Source organism: Paenibacillus sinopodophylli (assembly GCF_005930355.1).
Taxonomy (GTDB): Bacteria; Bacillota; Bacilli; order Paenibacillales; family Paenibacillaceae; genus Pristimantibacillus; species Pristimantibacillus sinopodophylli.
Map to the genome: position 1 here is coordinate 615,940 of NZ_VDBO01000002.1, position 24,549 is coordinate 640,488.

A 24,549-nucleotide genomic window follows, 5' to 3' on the forward strand; every position below is an offset into this window, starting at 1 on the left:
AAATGAGTAGAATATTTATTAAGCAGCTGCGCGCGCAGTTGCTTTTTTTATTGCTTTTTGTCGTAGTTATTACATCAATTCCACTCTACCCTCAGTCAGTAGGAGCTGCAAGTTGTGCAAGTCCACCGACTTTCGGTACAAAGGCTGAAACGATGATAACAGCCTACAAAATACCGAAAATGAGTTCAAACTGCAAGGTACTTAATGAGAAGTATTTATTAAATCAATCAAATATAGGTGAGTCTATTGTAGTGTATGGGAACCCATCTGATGTATCTGGAAATGAAACGGATAAAAAAACGGGACAGTTTCGTTATCTTGGTTGGGATGCAAGTGGTAGCGTGTATCGAAACTGGAAGTTTCCTCCGGACTCTAGTGTAACCGGTAGCGTTGCTAAAAACTGGATTAAAAAGCCTTGGCAAGAAGCCGAAGGTAGAAGGCGTGATATTCAAGAATCAACAAAACTCTCACGCGATCCTGCAGCACCTTCATGGCTAGCTCGAATGGTAGATCCATATAACAAACCATCTTCTTCAACGAACTTTATAACCAGCTATAACGCACTTAAAGGAGCAAGCTGGACGGCAGACACCTTGCTAGACTATGCTATTATTCAACAAAAGCCAACGGACTTTACACCAGGCGTAGTGCAAATGTGGAGCCAATGGACCGATGGTTCTTGGTGGTATGAGATGTTTCTTATTAGACCAATGATTACGCCAGACCCAAATATCGTCATTGAAACCATTGATCTCGAAGTGACCAAGGTCGTACACCCTGATGCTGTTTATGTTGGCCAAGCGGCAACGATCAATGTGACGGTCAAAAATAAAGGAAACAAAAATAGTGGCTCCTTCCTAGTGGGCCTATTTGGCATTTCACCGGAGCCAACAAAGCCGATTACCAACCTTGCTCCTGGTGCAGAGTCCACAGTCACCTTCAGCACGAGCTTTGCGACGAGTGGATTAAAGAAACTGTCGGCAAAGGCCGATTATAGTGGCCAGATTACTGAGACGGATAAGACGAATAACGTCAAAGCCTTTCAAATCATGGTAAACAAAGCAAATGAGCCTACTGCACCAATAGCGATTATTAGTCATAAAGATGGCGATCATCGCACAGAGCCTGAACTATCCATTAAACCGAACGTGGATCCAAAACTGGATGACATTCTTTCTTATTCGCCTGGTAAGGAAGCAATTACCGTTAGGGAATGGAAGTATAAAACTCCTGCAGGAACAACGCTGCAGAAGAAGCCGGTTACAAAGGATTTTGCTCTAGAAGGAAAATATCTGGTTGAGCTGCGCGTAACCAATAGCGCTAATAAGGTGTCTGAGTGGGCACAATTAACGATTAACGTCGGAGATAAGGCAACACCAACTCCAAGTGCTGAACCTACGCCAACACCAAGACCTGAGCTGAAAGCTGCTATCCGGTTTGAGCCTGATTCTATCATTGCCGGTGAAAAATCGTCATTAAAGAACAGTTCAAATGGATTCGATAGCATGGAATGGAAGTTTTCATCAAACTTAGATCCATTATTGCCAGATAAAACACAATATGATTACCACGATCTAACGTTTACAGCACCAGGTACTTATCGAGCGACGATCACAGTAAGAGATAGCAGTGGATGGGCGACAGCGGATGCAACGTTAAACGTCATTGATCCCAAGCCGGTTGCTATTGTTGCTGGAGCATCCAAGGTTATCGAAGGTAGGCCGTTTCCTGTACCCTATCACCTGAATAACTCTTATACACCGCTCTCAAGTCGTGGTGTTTCGATTGATCATAGTCGATCCGAGATGAAGTACAGTCAGGTAGGTAAGGCTGGTTATGTAATGGGATTTCCTACTGTAAATAATTTAGCATTAGGTGAGTACTTGCTGGAAGGAAGAGTGTATGACACAACCAGTAGAGTGAGTGATTGGGCGGAGCTGCTGATGGAAGTTGTACCCGACATGCCTCCTACAGTGGAAGTAATCGCACCTGAAGAAGCCTATCGTAGTAGTGGATTTATGCTGTACCTTGAAGCCGAGAGTCCGGATGCGGACCTGATCGTACATTTGCTGCTAGAGGAGCGATATGACGATAACGGAGATGGAATTTTTGAGGACGAGCCGTGGACGAAGCTGTATGACGGTGCTTATAAGACAACTCACGCGCTGAGTTATACGAAAGTGGGTAAAAGACAATATCGCGCTACCGTTACAGAGGACTACGGGAAATCGGGTGTTTCAGCACTGGCCACAACCGATATTCTTAACTACGCACCCTCGGTTAATTTCAACGCATTTGGTATAACGCAGCAACCAGGGCAAGGTGAAGATAGTTCGCCACCGATAACGAACTACAGTTCAGATTCTATTTACCGCTCTTGGATAGCCAAGCGGCCATATACTGGTGGAGACATGAGCAAGATAGCGTGGAAGACGGATAGCTCAGCCATTAGCACAAAAATAGGTGAAATGGTTAGTTTTAATTTGAGTTATCCAAACGCGGGTATGGGACTTAATTCGCGGAATAAGTATTCCCTTGCAACCGATCTTGTTATCAAGCCGATGTGGGAAGTTCAGAAATTTGTTAACGGATCTTATGATATATCCACAAGCCTAACTGCAGAGCTTATATTTAACAACAATCGCGTATACACATCTTTTATGAGCAGCGGTCTTGATATGGACCCGATTGATGAGGCTTGCAATTGTAGGTGGCAAAAATACTATTTTACAGAAAAAGATGCGGTTACGGGTGAAGCATTAAGCCCTCAATTTTCTTTTCCCTTTGCAAATTACTTGACCATGCTAAAGGAAGATGAAAACTTCTATAATTTCAACATTATTAATCAGTCCTCTGTAAGAATTATTAGAGCAATGAATCATGGACAGACGATAGAGACCCATACGTTCAATATTAGCGGTATTGAGAGCGGTGCTGGCATTACGGCTAGAACCTTAGAGCTAACACCTGATTTCAAGGCAGCGATCCTTGCTGTAGAACATTCGAAATCGAGTGGAGTCAGAACAGACTATTACAAATACAATTTTGAGTCGCGTTCTGTGGTTTGGATTGCAACAGGATCAGAATACGGCAATTGGGGGGGACAATCTTCTTACCCTAAGACGGTATTCACTCCCAATGGCACGATATTTATATCGGGGAATATCATTACAAAAATATTGCCAAACGGAACTCGAATAGATTCGGCTCCAGTGCAAGGTTTTAATAATTCCGTATTTAAATTTTCTGGAGTAACCCAAAGTGAGGATGGACAGTATCTCTATTACAACAGCTATTATAGAGCGAATGGCTCACCTTATAAGATGATGTTTACAACCTATAATGCTAACGATTTGAGTATAGTAAGCCAATATAAATTTACGGAAGATTATCACCCATATAGTCCAGTCGTTAGAGCAGATGGCAACATTCTGATAACCAATTTCTATGACTATTATCTCTTTTCAAAAACAGGTGCATTACTTTTGAATGCTCCTACAAACGGCTATGGTGCTATTCATCAGCCTGGACTTTTATCAAATGGCGATTTTTTCGGTTTTCAATGGATACGAAACTTAAATAAGGATTTATACGGCTTGTTTAATGTTTCAAAAGGTATGACCATGATATCTGAGAATTATACAGACAAGCCGGTTGATTTCAGTAACAACAACGATTTCTTTAAGGTAACTCCCGTTCTACCCAATGGATCAGTTTTTCTCTTTGGCCCTCGTTCCAATAGTATTACGCCTATGGTGTCAGCGTCAGGAAATACAAGTCCTCAAGATATTGATGCGAATACCGTTGGGATATTTAATGATGATTGGGGCGGATTGCTCTATGATTCAGGAAGCGTAATGAAGAATTATGCACTCGAATTTAATGTTAGCGTGAACGATATCAAAAACGATAAAGTTATAGGTGCAGGCTTCCAGATTCAAAATGAGAAGAATATGTATGCGGTGGAGTGGAGTAAAGACACGATTACCTTATATAAGGTAGTGAATGGTGTGAAAACGAGCCTACAAGCAGCAGCTTTACCACGTTCAGCATTTACGACCTATCCGTTTAAGGTCGAAGCTGCTAACGGAACCTTGAAGGTATTCATTAATCATGCAAAAGTCTTAGAGGCCGTGGATAGCACTTATTTAAAAGGTGCTGCAGGAATCATGTCACTTGGACAATCTTCTGCTTCATTCTCTAGTGTGAAGAAGAATAACTACGGAGATATGTATACAGAGGAGAAGTACGAGGCAGTGCTCGTTAACGATACCATTGTTTATGACAAGATTTTTACGGATATCGAAGATGATCCGAAGTCAGTGGAAGAGTGGAGCTATGCGCATAACTCTAATATTTTCGAAAATCCAGAGGGGCTCAGTATGCACAATGGGAAGACATACGGGGCAACGATAAATTCGTTAGAAAAGCCAGGTGTATATGAGATTACGCATCGGGCAAATGACAACCCTGGATTACCAGCCTATAGTAAATGGTCAGAACCCACAACTAAATTGCTCTATGTTCATCGTAGACCGATTGCGCTGCCAGATGTGAGGTTCACAGGTCTTGTTTACGCTGAAGGGGAAGCACTCGATTACGAGACGTTCGACACCTCGTTCGATCCGGACATTCCGCAGCGCCTGCTCGATAAAGTGTTCCGGACGCGCTGGGCAGACGAAACGGTATGGACAACGGGTAAACGTAATTTTTATAGCCGTCCTGGTGTCGAGCTCATTATTCAAGAGCAGGTAAAGGATCTCCACGGTGCTTGGTCATATTGGGCCGAGCAATCGATCTACAAACCAGCTCTACCGGTAACAAATCAAACAAAGCCCGTCATGACGATCACATATCCAGGCGGAACAACGGCAGCAGCTCCTACTGTGCTTGCTAAAGAGCCAACGATTACATGGACGTATGCCGATCAGGAGAACGATCCGCAAGAACAATATCGTTTATCCCTCAACTATGTTGATAATAACGATATTGCGCTTTACATTGACTATGCCGGTGCAGAAAAGAGCTTTAAGCTTATGGAGGGCATGATCCATCCAGGCAGAGTGGTTAAGGTACAAGGTCAGGTTTATTCAAAAGGAGCCTGGTCAAACCTAAGTAATATTCGTTATTTCGTGTTGGATCTACCGCCAGAGACGCATTTACTGTCTTATAACGGAGCTGATGCAGCAAACCCGATCTATACCAACGTCAACCGGCCGCAGCTGCGCGTGTTCACAGTTGATCCGGAGAACCATCCGATTACCGCTATAGATTATGAGGTCTATCGCGTATCGGATGGTGTTAAAGTGGTCGATACAGAAACGGCTGTATCTGCTGCTAGCTACACGCCGCCGGTTCTTGCTGATGGTTTATATTACTGGAGAGCCAGAGCGAACGATGGCTTCATGTGGGGCCCGTACTCATCCAATGGTTATTTCTTTATTGATACCGTTAAGCCAGCAGATGTGAATGAACAGCTAGAGGTGGAGCCTACAGCGGTCACCGTGAAGTTTAATGTTTTCAGCGATCCAATGCCATCCTCTGGCCATGCATCACGGACGTTTTATTTGCAGAAGGTAAACAGCAATGGCAGTGTGACAAACATCGATTTGAATCAAGATGGCACAGCCGAGTACAGTATACCGATTCCCCTGCAGGCCAAGTCGTATCGCGTGGCCGGTCTTGTAGCTGGCCAAGAATACCGGTTAACGGTATTAGATTATGACATAGCTGGAAATGAAGGCTATTACGCTTATATTCACTTTAGTACAAACCGAGCTCCAACAGCAGATTTTAGCTGGTCGCCACAGCCGGTCTATGAGGGAGATACGGTTACGATTGTATCTAACGTCAACGATGAGGATGGAGATCCGCTATCTGTGGCTTATGAGCTCACCAGCCCATCCGGAGTAAAGCGAAGCTTTAGTTATACGCTCGTGCGTAGTGTTTCGACTTATCCGAAAACAGGCCCAGTACTGCAGCTCCTCGAGGTCGGTAACTGGCATGTGAAGCAGACCGTGTCAGATGGCATTGCGGATCCCATTGTCGTGAGTAAAACAATCGCTGTGCTGCCACTTGGGATAACGGGCCAAGTCTTGCATACAGCGGATTGGGAAGCAAATCGCGTTCGATGGAATAGTGTTAAGCCAAAAGAGATTCGTAGTCCATCAACGTTTTGGGCTGGTGAACGTTTTGAATTGAGAGTAAGAACAACCGATACCGGCATTAGCACGACCAAAGCAACGAAGGTCGAAGTAGCAGCTGCACGTATCGGCAGCACGAGCCTCAGTTCCACTGATCAAAAAGGATGGGATGGTTTTATTGGTGCAAAGCAAGCGCAGGTAAAACTAGAATCACTCAAGGATGGGGATTATATCTTTACGTTTAAAGCCACCTATTCAAATGGAGTAGTGAAAGAAACACAAGTCACCATACAGATAAAAGACAGCTGGACGTCATTTTTTGAGTTTCATAAGGGTTGGTAAAGTAACAAGTGGGGTGGACGTTCTTTCGTCTACTCCACTTGTTTTCTTTTTTCTATAAAAAAACTAGATGGTGGAATGCAGGCCGATTCAATTATCCACTAATTCTAAATTACTGTGATATGTGAACTTAAATTTTATTAATCGCTTCTTAACTCTGCATATATAGTACATCCTTTATGATGTGTCACAAAATGTAATACAATGGGTACTTCAACCAAACTGAAATGCTTTTTTTGTGTTTATTATTAATGGCTCAACCTCAAAATCAGTACTTGACGAGGTGAGCTAATACCTCCATGTTTCCATCAGAATATTCGCCTAAAAGATAATACCCTGATGCGTTTCGCACATACTGATACAGCGAAAAATTGAAATATGTATAGAATCACTAGTGTTCAATTAATAGTTTAGTACCGTAATGACACTAGCGGAGTGCTTAATATTGATGGTTCTGAATCAATAAATGAGATGTGGCAGTACGGCTCAAGACATTGAGTCCATTTTTGTCGAATGATTCTATAATTGAAACTTTTTAAGGTCAGGCGCGTATCAATGGTAAATATTAGCTTTTTTACTGAAGTATATGAAATTACAGAAGAAGCAATAAACCTAATAATCAAGGAGTGGCTCGATTGAACATCAAAACATATACAGAATCCAACCGTGAAGCTTGGAATGAAGTGAATCCCATTCATCAGAAACATAACCCGATCCAATTAAGTGTGGCTTTTCAAGCAAAAGGCTACTCCACGCTTGATGAACACATCACTCGTACATTTCTCCGACTAGGGTTGCAAGGACGTAACGTGGCGCAGCTCTGCTGCAACAACGGTAGGGAAGTATTGTCTCTGGTCAACCTAGGTGCACAAAGCGGCACTGGGTTTGACATTTCTGATCACGCAATTGAGGAAGCCAAGGGGCTTGCCACAACTTCAGGCTTGCCCTGCACGTTCGTCCGTATGGATGTTTACGACATTGATAGTGTACATAGTAATCAATATGATCTGATATACATATCTATCGGAGCTCTGACGTGGCTTCCTGATTTGAACAAATTTTTTAAGATTGCCTCTACCTTGCTTAAAAAAGGCGGTTTGCTCGTTATTTATGAAATGCATCCAATGTTGAACATGCTGGCTATGGAAGATGAGCCTGAATTTGAAGATCCCATGAAAATCGCATTTTCTTATTTTAAAAGCGAGCCGTGGATTAACAATACCGGTATTGATTATGTTGGAAACACGACCTACGAATCTGCAACCAATTACAGCTTCAGTCATACACTGGCTTCCATTTTCAATGCAGTCATTAAAAGTGGCATCCATATCACTGAATATGAGGAACATAACCATGATATTTCTTGTATTTTTAGCCATTTGGAAAAAGAAGCGAAGCTTCCCATGAGCTACACTATGATTGGGAAAAAAGCATAGTCACCTTTATTGAACATGTAAATACATGTGGAGTGCTCAATATTGATGATTCGAAATTATAATGGGATGTGGCATTTTCGCTTAAGAAATGTTGGGTGATAGGTGCGTTGATAAAGGAAATCCATATGGAGGCAGACAGAAAGAGTATTCTGCTGTACCAGTGAGCGATATACGGAGATACGTATCGCACATACTGGTACAGCGGAAAGTTGAGTCGCTTGATTATTTAATGAAGTCGATTGCGATTACATTCGACTAAAATGCCTGCTTTGTAGTGTTCACGGTTCCTCATAAAATAATGGCGTCGTTGATTGGCTTTAATACGATTATGACGGCCTTCGACTGTGGCGTTTGTCCAGCGGCAGTGATGGTAATTAATAATCTCTTCTTGCCAATTTCGCATCGTTTTCAGTGTGCTTCTTACTTCGTCATGGTCGAGTTGTTCTCCCTGCTTACACCAACGTTCGAATCCAAGCTTAGCCACTTCAACACTGGATGAGTAGTCATACCATTCGGTAAAAGCTTCTTTCCATTCCCATACACGTTGCAGGAGAAGAGAATAACTCAGTAACTCATCCAAGCACTTCTTGCTTTCAGGAGCAAGTGATTCTGCTTTCGGGTTTAAGAGTCGATGATTGGCTTTTAAGCGTGCTTTTGCTCTGGGGGCGAGCGTGTGTTGTGCCGATTTACGAACTTCTTGCAAGGCTTCTATGACATAACCATGGACATGAAAATGATCCGCAATTCGAATATTATTTTATGGATTCTGATGTCAGAAGAAAATAAAGTTCTAGACTGAAAATTATCAAGATTAATAATCAAGAAAATCAAATAAAATAAAGAGCTCCACATATTATGTATGACTAATATGTGGAGCTCTTTATTTTAAAATATCGCAACAAAAAAAGTTGGCGACAGCGACGGCGATCTGATTCCTTGATGCATTCAACTAACGGTTCCCGTTAGTTGAACGATCAATTGCTTCAAACGGTTCTCTACTAGATTTATTAGTCTTCAGCTAATATACAAGGTTGCTGAGAATGTATCGCTTCTGATCCAGCATCAATGGCCTTTTGATAATACCATATTTTATAGTCAATTTTTTCCATGTGCTTATTGAGCTCAGTAATTTTATCTATAACCGCTTTTTTATGTTTTTCAAACACTTCAAGTCGTTGTTGTAATGTGGTATCTCCTTCCATACTCCAATCAACAAACTGTTTGATTTTTTTTACAGGCATTCCGCTGTTTTTCAGACAAGTGATTACGGCTAACCATTCAAAATCACTTTCTTTGAAATCCCTGTTCCCTGATTTATTCCGATCGACAAAGGGTAACAGTCCCTCCTTATCGTAATACCGTAACGTGTATGCTGATACCCTCATTTTACTGGCTACTTCACCGATTGTGTATCCCATAGAATAATCCTCCTCTACAACGAAGATAATTATATTATACAACTTAGAGTAAACTCTAAGTCAAAGTGTTATTCGCGGAACACCGTTCCCCGTTGACTTAGAGTCTACTCTAAGGGTTAGTATTGCGGAATATATAATTGAAAGGAGTTTTTATTTTGAAATCAGAAATGGAAAAGCTTCTTGCTGGTGAACCCTTTTTTTTCCTTGACCCCGAAGTTGCTGCTAGGAAAGAAAATGCAACCCGCATTTGTAAAAAATTTAATGAGATAGATACATCAAATCTTGAAGAGCAAAAAAAAGTCATCAAGAATTTGTTCGGTACTTGTAAGAACAATGTCTATATGCAACCACCATTTAATTGTGATGTCGGGAAGAACATCCATGTTGGAGAGGACTTCCTTTCTAACTACAACGTTACGATTCTTGATGTTGGAGAAGTTGTTATTGGAGATTACTGCATGATCGGTCCAAATAGTACAATCTCTACAGTTAACCACCCGATGACCGCTAAAGGCAGAAGAGAAAAACTGTCGATAATAAAACCTGTGAAAATAGGAAATGACGTGTGGATTGGAGCAAACTGCGTTATCCTTCCAGGAGTTACAATTGGGAACAATGTAGTTATTGCTGCCGGAGCAGTTGTTACAAAGGACGTTCCCGATAACTGCGTTGTCGGAGGAATTCCCGCCAAATGCATAAAGAATTTAGACTCATAAAACTTTTTGTTGACTTAGATATTACTCTAACGTTCATAGTTCTCTTTGTAGCTAAATTTCAAATCAAGGAGAGAACGAGATGAACAAAAATAAGGTATGGTTGATTACTGGATGCTCAACTGGTTTTGGAAGGGAGCTTGCGGAAGCAACCATCAAAGCCGGTTACAACGTAGTTGTTTCAGCTAGAAATATCAATTCCATCTTTGATCTTGTCGGGGATGCCCCAAATGCTCTAGCTGTGGAACTGGATGTAACAAAGAACGATCAAATCGAAAAAGCCGTCACTGCTGCAGTTGAAAGATTCGGGCGGATTGATGTCCTCGTAAATAACGCGGGTATTGGATATTTCGGTTCTGTTGAAGAATCCATCGAGAAAGAAACTCGCAACATGTTTGAAATCAACTTTTGGGGACTCATGCATATGACGAATGCTGTTTTGCCATATATGCGAAGTCAACGCTCCGGGCATATTATCAATATTTCCTCGATTGGTGGTTTAGCTTCATTCCCTGGAGTGGGTTATTACAACGCATCGAAATACGCTGTTGAAGGTGTTTCCGAAGGCCTTGCACAGGAGGTAGAGTCCTTCAATATCTGTGTGACCTTGATCGAACCAAGTGGGTTCCGCACGGATTGGTCGGGCCGCTCTGCAGCGAGAACAAAATCTTCTATCGAGGAATATCAACCACTTATTTCCGGCTTCGTAGATGGTGTAAATCATGGAAAAGAACCAGGAGATCCTAAGAAGGCAGCGAATGCAATCATCGATGTTATAGAATCTAGCAATCCTCCGCAACGTTTGTTGCTCGGCTCTGATGCATATCATATTGCTGTAAATAAATTTACGGGATTACTGAAACAAATTGAAGATTCGAAATCAGTCTCTGTAGGAGCTGACTTCTAAGTAGCCAAAAGAAGCCTAGAAGCCTGAAACATAACTCAGGCTTCTTTTTACTGTACAAGTTTAATATGCTCAGGTATACATAGTAATCATTGTTGTTCTGAACTATCCTGCCAGTTAGTTCAACGAGGGTTCACATACCGCTAAGGAAACGAAATAATAACAAAAAGAACAGCTCATATTCAGCTGTTCTTTTTGTTATTAATCTCTTCTAAATATTAGCCCTCCAAAATTGTGTCACATCATAAGTAGAGCCTGTTATTATTGACTTTTCAAATGTCATTGGTGTCATTCAATAAAACAGGTCGGGGTAATAATGGTGTTTTCTGCATTAATATTTGCACCTCATCTGCACTTAGCGACAAGTCGTTTACAGCCGGTAAATACAAATCAACGTTGCAAAATGTAATAGAGTTTTTTTTATTACTACGCACAGTTTTAATCGACTCCATATTAATTCCATAATGGTTTATCGTTAATAACATTAACCAAAATCTTAAAATATCGTAATCATCTAAAGGGCGCATGTCTCTTATAAGGTATGGCATTCCATTAAAAACGTATCCCGTTATTACGGCAGCAGTGATATAAGCTCTAATATCAGACAAATCTCCACTTTCTAAGATTGTAATTGAGTGTTCGATGGCATTTATCACTTTTTCAGGCAAAGGTCCAGACAAAACATAACCCATATATGTATCTCTTAAATACCCTTTTGTTACTTTTTTTACTGTTTTAAGATAAGCTTCAGGTGAATTAGCAAGAATAGTGAAATTACGCTTATTCGCAGCACACCGTTTGTATCCATATCGTTTAATGGTTGAAACTAATGCGAATTCATCAGTGGCGTTTTTTACCACGATAGCAGAATGGAAATCTGAGATGGACTCAAAATTATTCAAAGAACGAATACCGTATTGGTAAACAGACTTTTCAATTTTGCCAAAAGAGTTGTACGTGTACTGCATAGCCCATTGTCGTTCCAAAGCTTTTTCATCTTTATTGTCATATCCACGTTGTGAGGAAACATTGTTAAATTTCTGGCCACTTAGATGGGTATGACCAAAGATACGCCAACTATTGTCACCTTTAAGCTTAGTTGTAGAACTCCACCAACAATCACTATCTTCTCTCGTGAAATTAACCATAGGGAAATGGGTCACTATCAATACCTTTTCTTCTTTTTTTAATACATCATTAGCGAAAGATACCCACTCATCGTGCAAATCTATAATATTTTGAGGATTGAAATCCTTCACCATGCCTGCATCAGGAAGACCCATAAACTGCTGCAGCTCCACTTGTCGTTTCCCCCGACGAAAACTCGTCCAACCAGTATCTCCAATAATGCAAATATCGTTTAAATAGTATTTACGACCAGTAACAAGAAATCTGAAGTATTGATTATCTTTTGTTTTATCAGAAAACAGATTGATAATATCCTGATGACTCATTGTGCCATTGTTCCAATAATCGTGATTTCCAAGAACTAAAAAACCCACTATTTGATTTTTCTCTAGCTCTTTCACAAAAGAAAGAGTCTTTTTATAGTTATTGAAAAAATCTCCTGCCAAGCATAATATGCTATCAGAGTAATGCTTCTTTACAAATGCAATAAAGTCGTCTTTCATTTGCAAAGCTGCCTTCGCCTTGAAATTTCTTCTCGTAAAATCAAAATGCAAATCAGATATGAATATAATCGGATTTCCGATTAATTCGATAGAGACATTGTTCTTTGAGATTATAAGGTCGTTCATTCGAATTATCACTCCTAATATTCGTCTGGTATATCATACTAAGTTTTAAAATAACGCATTTTAGGATCATCTAGGTTAATGACTGTATAGCCAGCCTTTCAAATTGAAAAGAAGTATAGTAAGATTCTACTATATTTTCTGTATAGTAGGTAAAATTTCACAAGTTTGTGAATGAGCTGTACAACATAAACCGACAAAGGGGAACCACAGATGGCAAGGCGTAGAAGGAAAAAGGAAGAGTTAGATCCATTGCAAGCATTCGTACTATTACTCATGCTAGTGTCCGGATGGGGAGTTTATTCGTATACGACTTCAATCGTAGCTGCTGGAGTTACGGCAGGCGCTATTATGGCGGGTTATGCATTTGTGATTGCTTCAATTAATCGCAAACAAACAGAACGCTTAAAGAGATCCGGCATAGCGGAAATCGATAAGATGGAAGGGCGGCAATTTGAGAAGTATCTAGGTCATGTCTTTAGAGCTCATGGTTATGTGGTGGAAGTAACGCAAGCTGCCGGTGACTACGGAGCTGATCTCGTCATCTCAAAAGCAGGAAAGAAGATTGTCGTACAGGCAAAACGATATAGTAAGAATGTGGGTTTAAAGGCTGTGCAAGAGGTACATACAGCACTAAACCATTACGGAGCTTCTGAGGCGTGGGTTGTCACCAACAGTGATTACACAGGGCAGGCGTATACATTGGCGAAGTCGAATGGAGTTCGTTTAATCATGAGGCAGCAGCTCATTGAACTCATTTTAACGATGAACCCTGAGCTGCAGGTTTCATTAACTGATCAGCTTCAGCAGCCACCTATTTCAGCTGAACAGGAAGTTGCGGCAAGTATAGAGCCCGCGGAACCTGATGATCTCGATTGTCCGCAATGTGGTTATTTGCTAGTAAAGCGAAATGGTAAACGTGGTGAGTTTTATGGATGTTCCAACTTTCCAAAATGTCGCCATACTATGGATATAGCATAAGAAGTAAAGCCTGCAGCTGATCTGCAGGCTTTACCTTTGATACGTATTGCGCTGCTTTTTAATTTTCATGGTCTTCTATGAAATCTCTTGCCTTGTCTAGTGCCTCTACAATTTGGCTGGATTCATGTTCGATCCAATCTGCTGCCATATCGGGATCCATGTTACCATGTAGCACATTTCCGATAACACGGTCTAATTCAGTTGATGCTTTGTCTAGCTCATTGACTAATGATTCCTGTTCGGTATCTTTCATAGTCAATACGGATGTTCCGCATGCAATACAGGAATAGTCTAAGAGGTCATCTATGGGTATTTTATTTTCATGGTTACAACCGATACAAGTTACCAGGAGTGTTTTCTCTTGAAGCATGCTTCATATCCCCTCTAAATCAGTTGAGTCGTGCTCGGCTATATGCTTCCATCCGCTACCCATGCTCCAAATCACTTCAATATTTAGGTTAGAAACTCGATTCACGATGCCAATTTTATCTGGTGCAGGCTTACCCTTTATGCGTACTAGATCGCCTTCTCTCATATTTCACCGCCACCAAATCCAATCAGTTTAGGTTGCCGTAGGATGCCAGCGTCACTAAATTCTAAAGCAGCTACCTTGCATTGAAAAGGTACGCTTAGCCATTTAATATCAGATTTCTTCATACCAGCAGAAACAACCGGAAATGGACATTCTCCAGGATGCAGCTGCATGAATTGCTGTAGTATTTGTTTAGAAGCCAAATCGATTCCGGAAACGTGTCCGACATAACGATCCTCATAACGGAGTACCAAGCTCGAAACATGTCCAGACTTGAGCTTAATCCCCACAGCCTCTGCAACAATCCGTAATTCTTTACGTTTTTTGTACCAGTATTTATGCTTCTTGCCTTCTACATAGGGGCTATCTAACCTTTTGGAGATAATTCCTTCCCACTCACGGTTGTTTACCCATTCCCATAATGCATGGCCATCGTATACCAGGTCCGAGACGAATACTCGTGGTTGCTTTTCTGGAAATTTAGCAGCTAGCCGATCATACCGCTCCTTGAATGGTAAGGCGCGTATATCTATAGCATTGTCGTAGAGCAAATCGAAAGCGACAAATATGAGATTGTCATCATATTTTTTCCGATTTACGCCCACTAGAACCCGCTGGAAGTTTGGCCTGCTGCCATCAAAGTATGCGATCTCGCCATCCAGTACACATGCGCCGATTCTCAGTGGCGTTAGGAGCTCAACAATCTCTGGAAAACGATCATTGCGAGGCTCAACACGTTTTGAGAATAGCTCGACGCCACCCTTGCCGTCCAGTCTTACTGGCGTACGGACACCATCCCATTTAATTTGATAGCCCCAATTCGGCCCAAAGGGGATATCTGGCGAAGTGACAGGAGCCATTGGCACATTAGGAAGGACCATAAAATCTGTCATGATACATGATCCTTTTTCTTGCTGGTGCTCTTTCGTTTCCTTATAGGCGGTGAGGTTTCTGGCAAAGGCTTCGTTGCATCCAAGCTCGCTTGTAAAGCTGCCATAAGATCCACAACGTTTGAACGTCCGGCTGCAGCTGGCGTCTTCATGATATCCACGCTCTCACCCGCGATCTTTTGTTCAATTAATGCTGTCAACGCTAACCGGTACTCATCCGTATATTTGTTTGGTTCAAATTTCTCACTTAATTGCTCTACAAGTGCCTTGGCCATACCTAGTTCCTTTTCATTCACAACGGTTTCAGTTGGTAGGTTTGGAACCTGTGAAAGAGATCGAATTTCATCCGGAAAAAACATCGTTTCCATACAGATACAGTTATCTACCGCGCGAATGGCCGCTAGGCTGCTCTTACTGCGTATGGATATCTTGGCTATGCCAATCTTACCTGTTTGCTTAATCGCCTCAAGGAGCAGGCTGTAGGCTCCAGCACCAGCCAAATCAGGGGAGAGGTAATATGTTTTTTGAAAATAAAGGGGATCGATATCGTGAAGATCAACAAAATCTAATATCTTAATGGTTTTCGCGGCTTCGTCTTTAATCCCTTCGAGTTCTTCCTCTTTCATGATGACAAATCTGTCCTTCTCATACTCGAAACCTTTAACGATTTCATCTAGCTCAATTTCTTTGTCGCAGTGCCTGCAGGTCTTGGCGTATGAGATCGGCATACCACAGTCTTTATGTAAGCTCCGAAAATGTATGTCTTTATCTTCTGTTGCGGTATACATCTTTACCGGTACATGAACGAGCCCAAAACTTATCGCACCTTTCCAAACTGTATGCATATCGATCACATCCATTATTTTTCATTTAGATTGCTCTAGACTTCTAAAAATATGCAACGAATCGGCCATACTTTTTGCTAACGAATTGCTGACTAAACCATGAAATATTGGTGTTATGCTCAATAGGTAATACCTGTGAGAACAGATCAGCCATTCTGGTGATCTGTTCTTTTTTGTTTTTTGGCTTGTTTGAGAAGGGAGGTACTAGACGGTTTCATGTGGTTGGTATACGCAGTCCGTTTTAAAAACAAAAAATAGGAGTGATTACTATGAAATTTATCGAATTATGTGCTGGACTTGGTGGAATGGGATACGGACTTATGCAAGCTGGCATGACATGTGTTGGATATGCGGAATGTGACACGAAATGCGAAACATGCCAAACGTATACGCAGCATGCCGCTCATCCTAAAAAAAGTATTATACCGTTTGCCTGACCTGTGGAGCTCCAAAAAAACAACCCACTCACGAAAGTTTTAAGATCTTACATGATCCAGAAGAAAGGATGTGGAGCGCTTATGATGTCAGATCCGTCACAGATGACGATATTCGACTTCTTGGAAGAGAACGAGGACCAATACAAGGACTCGTTGCCGGATTTCCTTGCCAGGCTTTCTCGATCGCTGGAAAGCGTGAAGGATTTAACGACACTATTAGAGGAACAGTATTCTTTGAGATCATCAGGTTCGCATCTATTCTCAAACCTGAATTTATACTCCTTGAGAACGTCACAGGACTCCTCAATCACGACAAAGGGAGGACGTTCGAGACCATCATCAGAACGTTGGATGAATTGGGGTACGTGGGGGAATGGTGTGTGCTTAACAGCTCGGCCTATGTGCCACAAAACAGAGAACGTGTCTTCATTGTCGCAAGTCTTAGAGAATCAGGTGGACGAAAAGTATTTCCTTTCGGAGAAGAAAACCATAAGTCTGCTAGAGCAGAGAAAAGAGTAACATCTAAGGTTCAGATTGCAGGTAATGTAAATCCAAGTGGTAGAGGCATGAACGGGCAAGTGGTTGCTGCAAGCGGCTTAGCGCCAACCCTTACAACAAATAAGGGTGAAGGAAATAAGATATTAGTTAATGTGTCACAGAAGACAGGTGTTAATGAGATAGGAGAGGCTGCTTGTTTAGACGCGAATTATTTTAAAGGATTAGGGGCTAATCAAGCACGTACGGGGGTCATGGAACCAATGGCCGTATTAACGCCTGATCGTGTTGAAAAAAGGCAGAATGGAAGGCGGTTTAAAGAACAAGGAGAGCCATCCTTTACACTAACAGCGCAAGACAAGCATGGTATTTATGATGGGTATCGTATTCGCAAACTGACACCTCTTGAATGCTTCCGTCTACAGTCTTTTCCGGATGAGTGGTTTTATACGCTTAAAGAAAATGGGATTAGTGATTCCCAATTATATAAAATGGCAGGCAATGCCGTAACGAGTAGAGTTGCCTATGAAGTTGCAAAAAGACTGGTGGTTTCACTTAAAAGGTAATCACATTTTATGCATACTTTTTGCTGATGAATTGCTTACTAACTATGAAGCTATGCCTGTTAATCTTAATAAGGTAAACCGATCATCCAGAATTGGAACCTAGCAAAAAAGATTAACAGGACATGGAGGGCTTTATATGAGTAGGAATAAATTGAAATTATTTTTTGAAGAAAAGGAACTGGAGGCACGAACTTTTTCAATCCTTCATAATGATAATGTCCATATGATTGAAAGTGACTTCTTAATCGATGTCATTTTGAATCATACTTCAGTGGAGGAACAGAGAAAGATTTTAGAAGCGATTGTCGTTATCGATTTTAAGAACGGAGATATTAATCATTTTCTCGAACACTTGGCCAAAGGATACGTAGTGAATCATTTCTAACGCATAAGGTTCGTTGTTGCAGCGCCATCTTTACATCTGCCTTGCATCTATTTAACAAAAGGTTTCAGTAATCAACTATTTACATTTTTACTATAATTAGCTATGATGATATCAAATCCGGAATGCACCGGTAGAGAAGAGTTGTGGGTGAAAACCTGCAACTCTTTTTTTGTGAAAAAAAAGAGAACGGTTGTTCCTGTTCGTGTTGTAGACTATGTATGAGAAGTCTAAACATCAGGAGGAATAAGATGATATATAATCAGAGCTGCATTGAAGGAGCAAAGGAACATTTAGAGGATAATTCGGTTGATCTGCTAATAGCTGATCCACCCTATAACTTGAGATTTGGTGGTACTACACAAACAAAATCGAAGCAACCTCGATTTGATATAATAGCCAATGATAATCTCTCTGCAGAAGAATATAAGCGATTTTCAATGCAATGGATCTTTCAGGCATACCGAGTGTTAAAGCCTGGTCGCCATATCTATGTTTGTATTGATTGGCGTATGTATGCGGATATGGTCATGTGGCTTCGAAATGCGGGGTTTATTGTTAAGAATTGTATTGTGTGGGACAAGGAACATATGGGCATGGGCTGGCAGTATCGATTCCGACATGAATTTATCATTTTTGCAGTAAAAGCAGATAAACGTGTTCGACGAATATCTACTCGGAAACAAACGGATATTTGGCGTATACCACGGATTCATGGGAACAAAACGATTCACCCAACTGAGAAACCTGTCGCACTATTAAAGGAGATGATTGTGAACAGTACCGAAACAGGCGAATTAATGGTTGATTTTTTTGCAGGAAGTGGTGTTGCTGAAGAGGCAGCCATTCTTACAAATCGGTCTTGGAAAGCTTTTGAGATAGACTTTAGGTGGTTTGAAATCTGTAAGAATCGAATTCAGAATGTTATGCAGCTTCGGAGTTAACTAATAAAAAATCGTTAATTACCTGTATTCCTGTACAGCTGTATGTACAGGTTTATAAAAATACCAGAAGCTTTAGCTGTTGCTTTCCAGAGCCAGAGAATTTGGGGAATTGATACAATCCTTACCTTAGACTGACGGTGCTTCATTAACTATACCAGCTAATAGCTTGTCAAGATTACCAGTAAAGTCATTCTAAATCATGTGTTATAGTTACAAATGAGTATGCCAAATAACCCTCCAATGATCTCTAACTCTTTGATCCGTGCATTACGAGAACGGATAAGTCCGCACTGAACAGCTAAAACCAGCGCATAACGAAGCTGTCTGGAACCACATTTGTTGATTCGATTGCGCGTTGCCGTAAAATTGCCTGAAGCAAAGACACTGGGGTCGATACCAGCAAAGGCTACTAATTTTTTCGGATGATTAAATCGGTAAATTTCCCCAATTACTGATAAAATTGTTGCTGCAATTGTAAGGACAATACCGGGAATAGATTGAATTAAATCATACTCATGGATTTCTTCTACCAGGGCATCTATGTTTCGTTCTAACTCAGCAAGATGTGCCTGGTACTGAAGAATCAAGGTTATAAGAACTTTTAAATTGATTAAGTGGCTGGCTACATGGTTTGCTCGAAAGGATTTTGTTTTGCCGCATGAAGTAGCCGCTTTACTCGTTCGTCAATCCAAGCCTCTGAACGACCTCGTTTTGATGAAAGCATTTCTTTGATGTTAACATGAAGTGTTTCTTTGTCCGTTTTCAAAACCGAATATGAGGTTGGGAACTCACTTAAAAACCGTAATGAAATGCCTGAATACATAGCTCCAAAGACACCTCTGTAAGCAGGGAAAACCTGATCTAAGAAAGCTTGGAATTGCGGTTTAGTCTGTACACACATCTTTGAAAGAGACTCATATTGCCTTGTAAGAAAGCGCAGATTGAGAAGTTGCACGCCTCTTTTCTTAAAAGGTTCAAACTCTTCCTTGTCGTACAACTCACCCAATAGGTAAGCGTCAGCAGCATCCGTCTTTACTTTACTAAGCTGCGACTTTCTAAGCCGATTGGAGATGAGCGGATTAATAACAATGTAAATGTAGTGATGTTCCTCTAAGACTGAACAACGGGGTTTTGGTAATGTCCGGTTGCTTCTAGAATAAGCAAAGGACGTTGTTTGGATACAGACTCAACGTCATTTAAAACGTGATGTAGGTTTGTTAGGCCCTCACGAGTGTGCTCGAAGTGGAATGTCCCTCTGAAAGGCTTTCCGCGCTTTAAAAAGGCTTGTCCATGGGTTTCTTCCTTAGAAATATCTAGACCGACAACTGGATTCATCTCATCTCTCCCTGTAAGTTGTGATTCACCGGCATCCCCTAAGGTTCTTCTTTTCGCTCCATAGCTTCGCTTGTTATACAGGATCTCGTGTCCCAACCAGCCTTAATCATGGTCATGACAAGTAGGGGGGAACATTATAGCTCACGGGATCAAGTCCCACTGGCAGTTACGATCGACCAGGTTACCTTAATCCTCTATGCAAATGAAAAAAGGATCAACCAGAAAGAACTGGTTGATCTCATAATACGAACTGGTAGTATAGTTTTAATCGATTCGAGAATATTTTAGGCACGTCGAATTTACGAAGTTCGTGGAAAAAGACGTTAGTTGAAACCTCTGTGAAAAGTGACGATGAAGACCAGTGTCCAATACAGTAAGCTTAATTAAGCTATCATGCGCTCTGCGTATTCACTTTTCCAGCATAACGAGGGTTCAATATAATAAGTCGAGTCAAGTTTGTTAGGATTGTTTTGTCTCATCAGATACAACGTCATCGGATATGAATATTTTCTTTTTTACGAAATCGACAATGCCTGCTAATGCCATTAAATCATAGCCTTTGGAGATAATTATCTGACCTACCTGTAAAAACTTTAGTTCATAATTATTACTTAATAATCGTAGTGTTTTACTGGAAAAGGTATTTCCATCCAATATAGGCATCGCATAATGTATGGCAAAGGTAAAGTAAAATGTTTTACAAAAATTAACTAGAACGTCCCATCCCTTAGGTTTAGGTATTAATAGATTTTTCATATCCATTGTAATGTAGTACGATACAGCATAAATAAGATCTGGTAGCACTAGAATAATTAAAATCGTAATAATGAGTACAGTGAATGTAAGCTTACTTTTATCTTTTTTAATTGATTCATGCAAAATAATTGAAAATTTAATCATGAAGTTTAAAACTATAATATGTGTAACAAGAATGATTAGTAATGTTCTAAAGATTTCTAATGATAAAATTTCTGCTGCAACACTCTTAGGTGCTTGTACGCTAACCCAAGTGGATAAAGTAAATAGAATAAAGTATAAAGACATTGATAAACTTATCAGAAGAACAACGGCTTCCCATAGAAGAAGAACGATTTTAGGTAGCGAATGCGTATACTTTTTTTTAATCTGTATCTCTAATGATTTTGCTAATTGTAACATAAACCAAGAAAAGCCAATTAAGATTGCACTCAAGAGCACAAAGATATTCAGATTAGCGAAGAAATGAAAGTCTAGAAAGACTCCAACCAATGGAATTAAATATATGACATTAAAAAAGTGATAAGGCTGCTTATTAACAATGGAGTGAAATACCCATACGATCAGTATGAGAATAATAATTGTTAAAAATTGAATCTTGGTTTGCATCAAAAGTAGTAAGCCGAATAAGCCAACCATGCTCACAATTAACCACGATCGAGGTCTTTCATATTTTTCAAATACTCTTTTTTTCCAACTTTTCTTCAATTTTTTCGCCCTTTCGGATACAATTCTGTCATTTAAATATATCGGATTTGGTATTTGTTTCGTTTAGATAATGATGCTTGCTTACTTTCTAAAAATCATACTAATGATAGGTAAAAAACTGTTTTCCTTATAGCACAGCTGCAAATGTATATAGGCTGTACCAAGAGGGTCGGCTTTTGTGTAACTGTTCAATGGCAAGCAAAATAATGAAAAAGGTGCGGTTGCTCAAGTGTTATTTCGTTAATTTTTCTTCCTTGGCAGTCGCTGTTTCAATTTTTAGAATCTAATAAATTCTTTTCTGGGACACCTGAAGGAAACCGCCGATGTTAATATGACCGGCACAAGATCATGCACATCCCGCAAAGGCATAGACAGGTTTTATTTTCATCTGAAATCGATAAGGCTGCTTTCCTTCAGCTTCCTTACGCCATTCATAAAATCCGTTGTTGGGGATCAAGGGTTTTGCAGTAGTTTATGATTTTTGGGGTCTCCTATATATTCATGATTATAAACTTCTGATCGGTGAATACATTCACTATTCGTTCTCTATTGTTTATTCATTACCTATCTTTGGTGATTTGGAGAAGTTTCAAGAGTATGTCAGTTCAAATAATTTAATGCGTAGTGTCCAAATTATACATGTACTTATAGCTAAGATAATAGAATTTATAGTAATAGGTTTTATTATAGGTAAAGTCGTTGTTCTAATTCAGGAAAAATTAATACTTCGTAATTAAGTAAAGGGTACTTCAAATTTGATTTACTTCAAAGTGAATAGACTTTAGATATATCCAGTAAATAAATCAAAACGATCGATTGGTGGATGAGTGGTTAAGTAAGGATAAATAAATTTTCTACTGGAAATGACTTTTTATAGTGAGAATGTACTGAGAAAATATTCTGTATATAAAGGGGGGCGATCCCACTCGCCTCCATCTCCACCAAGGAAAACCCGACCTCGTGAGGTCGGGTTTTTGTGTTTTTTATTTTTGCTAAGACAAATTTTGTTGAGCTAACGGGCAGGTTAGTTTAATAAAAAATGACGTTAGAGGATAAAAGATTCTCACACACGAATAACTTTATATTGGCTTATTCTTTTGGGGGATAGATTGAAAACAAATGTATCTATGCATGCATTGCTGCTCAATACTCAGCCATCAGAAGCTTATACTGATGAAGAATATATCGACTTTATTGAATGGGAAAATTGCTTATTGGTAAAATCGTTCGCTCTGGATCTTCCAAAGAAATTTGGCGATACACACTATTTGGATCAGACTGACTGTGAGGCTTCAATTAACCATATACATGTAGAAAGTCTTTCAATGGGATTGGACTTAATATATGCCTGGGAAAAATCACTTCGCAAGAACCATTCTGAGAGAGCATTTATAATTCTATTGAGCTGCGATCCTGATGGTGAAAATGTAACAGCTCGGTTTTATCAGATTAGGCATGATGAGCCAGAATGGATAAATAGTTCAGATATCGAGGGATACAACAACGAGGCGTTACTGATTCAAACAATCATACCGAATAGCAAATCTGATTAAAATTGATTACCAGACTAATGGAGTTTACGAATAAGTATTAGGCAAAATCCATAGCAGCTTTTGTTAAGCTAACTGGCAGGATAATTTAAACATTTCTCGAATAAACCAATTATCTCAAGTCACGAATAAGGAGCTAATTAATTGACTAATAGATTTTTCGCATACTCTGGCTACGATGAAAATAATATACGAGCGGCATGGTCAAATGCCATTATTACATTCGATACTAATGCTTTATTAAATACTTATAAAATGACCATTGATGCCCGGAGGCAGTTTTTAGGTGTACTTCAGTCTTTTAACTCACGTCTTTGGATGCCACATCAAGTAGGTAAAGAATTTTATTCAAATCGTCGTTTGATAATTGAAACAGAATTAAAATCACTTCAAAACACAAAACAGAATTTCAATAAAAACTTAGAGTCGTTGGTAGCTGGAGTTGAAAAATCAGCTATAAGATTTCGCACTCAACTGACTTCTGATTTAAAAAGGGAAGTTAATGCGTTAAAAGAGAAAATCTCAATTATGATTGACCAGAGTCCAGATAAAATGGAGAGAAAGGAATATTTCGATGGTCAAGTTCTAAAGGCGGATGATCAAATATCAAAAGAAATATTTGAAATATTTGGAAACGAAATAGGACAAGGTTTTAAACCTGAAGAAATTATGGAGATTTACAAAGAAGGAGAGATTCGCTACTCGCTTAACATTCCACCGGGCTTTGAAGACGGTGCTACTAAAACCGATTATAAGAAATACGGAGATTTGGTTTTATGGAAGGAACTAATCAATAAGGCAAAAAGTGATTCCAAACCTATTATTTTTGTAACAGAAGATGTAAAACCGGATTGGTGGGAAAGGTTCAATGAATATAAGAGACCTCATCCTGAATTATTAAATGAGTTCTTTTTACTTTCAGGTCAGATGATTCTTATTTACACTTACAATGAGTTTATTGAACAAGCTACAGCACAACATAAAAATGTTCCGGAAACTTCCAAAGCATTAGAAGAAATATCTGCAATAAGCGCAGATGAACGGAAAGAAATGGTGAGAGTTATGACAGGAGATCTCTTTTTAGTAAAAGACAATTATGATGCTAAGCCGTCAATTCTACTTATTGTTGAAGAGTTGGAGGGGGGATATTATTTCGGCTATCCAGTAACACATCTTCGTAATATCAAAAACATAGGTTTTCCAACTATAAGCTTAGGAGGGAAGCTTTGTGCTGTACTTGTAGACACAAGAATGTTAGTGAGTGAAAAGGTTATATTATCGTATGTTGACACTATCAAGCTAAATAAGGTAGAAGAAATTAAGGTGTTTGCCGATAATTTATAACAATCTGCCCGCCTCTTGCCTAACCGCTTCGTTGTTACGCAAACGGGAAACTATAGCTTCATAATCACCAGGATGAG

18 protein-coding genes and 2 pseudogenes are annotated in these 24,549 nt (G+C 40.0%); 11 read left to right on the plus strand and 9 right to left on the minus strand.

All coding sequences use genetic code 11. From position 1 onward, the window contains the following. The first annotated feature begins 2 nt into the window (after positions 1-2). Together FGT79_RS14875 and FGT79_RS14880 are read left to right on the plus strand one after the other, a co-directional pair. On the plus strand, positions 3-6,485 hold the full coding sequence (locus FGT79_RS14875; protein WP_138753571.1) for an Athe_2463 domain-containing protein: 6,483 nt from the start codon (positions 3-5) through the stop codon (positions 6,483-6,485). Between the two features lie 632 nt (positions 6,486-7,117). Then, positions 7,118-7,918 (plus strand): class I SAM-dependent methyltransferase, encoded by an 801-nt coding sequence (locus FGT79_RS14880; RefSeq protein ID WP_171056253.1) that lies wholly within the window; start codon positions 7,118-7,120, stop codon positions 7,916-7,918. Positions 7,919-8,144: 226 nt separating this feature from the next. On the opposite strand, the pseudogene FGT79_RS14885 reads toward FGT79_RS14880, so the two are convergent. Then, positions 8,145-8,669: pseudogene (locus FGT79_RS14885) on the minus strand (ISL3 family transposase); the annotation flags it as partial. A 256-nt stretch (positions 8,670-8,925) separates the two neighbouring features. Further along, positions 8,926-9,336: a MerR family transcriptional regulator gene (locus FGT79_RS14890; RefSeq protein WP_138753573.1), complete on the minus strand. Its 411-nt coding sequence runs from the start codon at positions 9,334-9,336 to the stop codon at positions 8,926-8,928. Positions 9,337-9,491: 155 nt separating this feature from the next. Here FGT79_RS14890 and FGT79_RS14895 point away from each other — a divergent pair, with 155 nt between their 5' ends. Both FGT79_RS14895 and FGT79_RS14900 read left to right on the plus strand, forming a co-directional pair. Next, positions 9,492-10,052, plus strand: coding sequence for a sugar O-acetyltransferase (locus tag FGT79_RS14895; protein ID WP_212758580.1), 561 nt, complete (start codon positions 9,492-9,494; stop codon positions 10,050-10,052). Positions 10,053-10,131: 79 nt separating this feature from the next. After that, positions 10,132-10,956, plus strand: a complete 825-nt coding sequence (locus tag FGT79_RS14900; protein ID WP_138753574.1) for an oxidoreductase — start codon at positions 10,132-10,134, stop codon at positions 10,954-10,956. Between the two features lie 269 nt (positions 10,957-11,225). On the opposite strand, the gene FGT79_RS14905 is transcribed toward FGT79_RS14900, so the two are convergent. Continuing rightward, positions 11,226-12,710, minus strand: a complete 1,485-nt coding sequence (locus tag FGT79_RS14905; RefSeq protein ID WP_138753575.1) for a metallophosphoesterase — start codon at positions 12,708-12,710, stop codon at positions 11,226-11,228. Positions 12,711-12,920: 210 nt separating this feature from the next. Here FGT79_RS14905 and FGT79_RS14910 point away from each other — a divergent pair, with 210 nt between their 5' ends. Continuing rightward, positions 12,921-13,688: a restriction endonuclease gene (locus tag FGT79_RS14910; protein ID WP_138753576.1), complete on the plus strand. Its 768-nt coding sequence runs from the start codon at positions 12,921-12,923 to the stop codon at positions 13,686-13,688. 58 nt (positions 13,689-13,746) lie between these two features. Here FGT79_RS14910 and FGT79_RS14915 read toward each other — a convergent pair whose 3' ends face one another. From FGT79_RS14915 to ku, 3 genes are all read right to left on the minus strand, one after another. Next, a complete protein-coding gene (locus FGT79_RS14915) occupies positions 13,747-14,058 on the minus strand; it encodes a hypothetical protein (RefSeq protein WP_138753577.1) in 312 nt (103 codons plus the stop codon). Between the two features lie 161 nt (positions 14,059-14,219). Further along, the gene (locus FGT79_RS14920) at positions 14,220-15,113 is read right to left on the minus strand and encodes an ATP-dependent DNA ligase (protein WP_138753578.1); all 894 of its coding nucleotides are present in this window, start codon (positions 15,111-15,113) and stop codon (positions 14,220-14,222) included. Beyond that, entirely contained in the window at positions 15,110-15,955 is an 846-nt protein-coding gene (ku, locus tag FGT79_RS14925) for a non-homologous end joining protein Ku (RefSeq protein ID WP_138753579.1), read from the minus strand. The genes FGT79_RS14920 and ku overlap by 4 nt, the downstream gene beginning before the upstream one ends. 269 nt (positions 15,956-16,224) lie before the next feature. Here ku and FGT79_RS32265 point away from each other — a divergent pair, with 269 nt between their 5' ends. The 4 genes from FGT79_RS32265 to FGT79_RS14945 all read left to right on the plus strand — a co-directional run bounded on the left by FGT79_RS32265 (position 16,225) and on the right by FGT79_RS14945 (position 18,779). Continuing rightward, positions 16,225-16,392 carry a DNA cytosine methyltransferase gene (locus FGT79_RS32265; protein WP_138753580.1) on the plus strand — a complete coding sequence of 56 codons (168 nt, stop codon included), beginning with the start codon at positions 16,225-16,227 and terminating at the stop codon, positions 16,390-16,392. Positions 16,393-16,460: 68 nt separating this feature from the next. Next, complete coding sequence (gene dcm / locus FGT79_RS14935; protein WP_138753581.1) at positions 16,461-17,453, plus strand: DNA (cytosine-5-)-methyltransferase; 993 nt, start codon at positions 16,461-16,463, stop codon at positions 17,451-17,453. A 136-nt stretch (positions 17,454-17,589) separates the two neighbouring features. After that, positions 17,590-17,838 (plus strand): hypothetical protein, encoded by a 249-nt coding sequence (locus FGT79_RS14940; RefSeq protein WP_138753582.1) that lies wholly within the window; start codon positions 17,590-17,592, stop codon positions 17,836-17,838. A 248-nt stretch (positions 17,839-18,086) separates the two neighbouring features. Further along, complete coding sequence (locus FGT79_RS14945; RefSeq protein ID WP_246096438.1) at positions 18,087-18,779, plus strand: DNA-methyltransferase; 693 nt, start codon at positions 18,087-18,089, stop codon at positions 18,777-18,779. A gap of 254 nt (positions 18,780-19,033) precedes the next feature. On the opposite strand, the pseudogene FGT79_RS32565 reads toward FGT79_RS14945, so the two are convergent. From FGT79_RS32565 to FGT79_RS14960, 3 genes and pseudogenes are all read right to left on the minus strand, one after another. Next, positions 19,034-20,114, minus strand: a pseudogene (locus FGT79_RS32565) (IS110 family RNA-guided transposase); the annotation flags it as partial. A 459-nt stretch (positions 20,115-20,573) separates the two neighbouring features. Further along, positions 20,574-21,578: a hypothetical protein gene (locus tag FGT79_RS14955; protein WP_138753583.1), complete on the minus strand. Its 1,005-nt coding sequence runs from the start codon at positions 21,576-21,578 to the stop codon at positions 20,574-20,576. 346 nt (positions 21,579-21,924) lie between these two features. Continuing rightward, the gene (locus FGT79_RS14960; RefSeq protein WP_138753584.1) at positions 21,925-22,035 is read right to left on the minus strand and encodes an SOS response-associated peptidase family protein; all 111 of its coding nucleotides are present in this window, start codon (positions 22,033-22,035) and stop codon (positions 21,925-21,927) included. 652 nt (positions 22,036-22,687) lie between these two features. On the opposite strand from FGT79_RS14960, the gene FGT79_RS14965 reads away from it, so the two are divergent. Next, on the plus strand, positions 22,688-23,131 hold the full coding sequence (locus FGT79_RS14965; protein ID WP_138753585.1) for a hypothetical protein: 444 nt from the start codon (positions 22,688-22,690) through the stop codon (positions 23,129-23,131). Positions 23,132-23,272: 141 nt separating this feature from the next. Beyond that, on the plus strand, positions 23,273-24,472 hold the full coding sequence (locus FGT79_RS14970; protein WP_138753586.1) for a PIN-like domain-containing protein: 1,200 nt from the start codon (positions 23,273-23,275) through the stop codon (positions 24,470-24,472). Positions 24,473-24,549 lie beyond the last annotated feature (77 nt).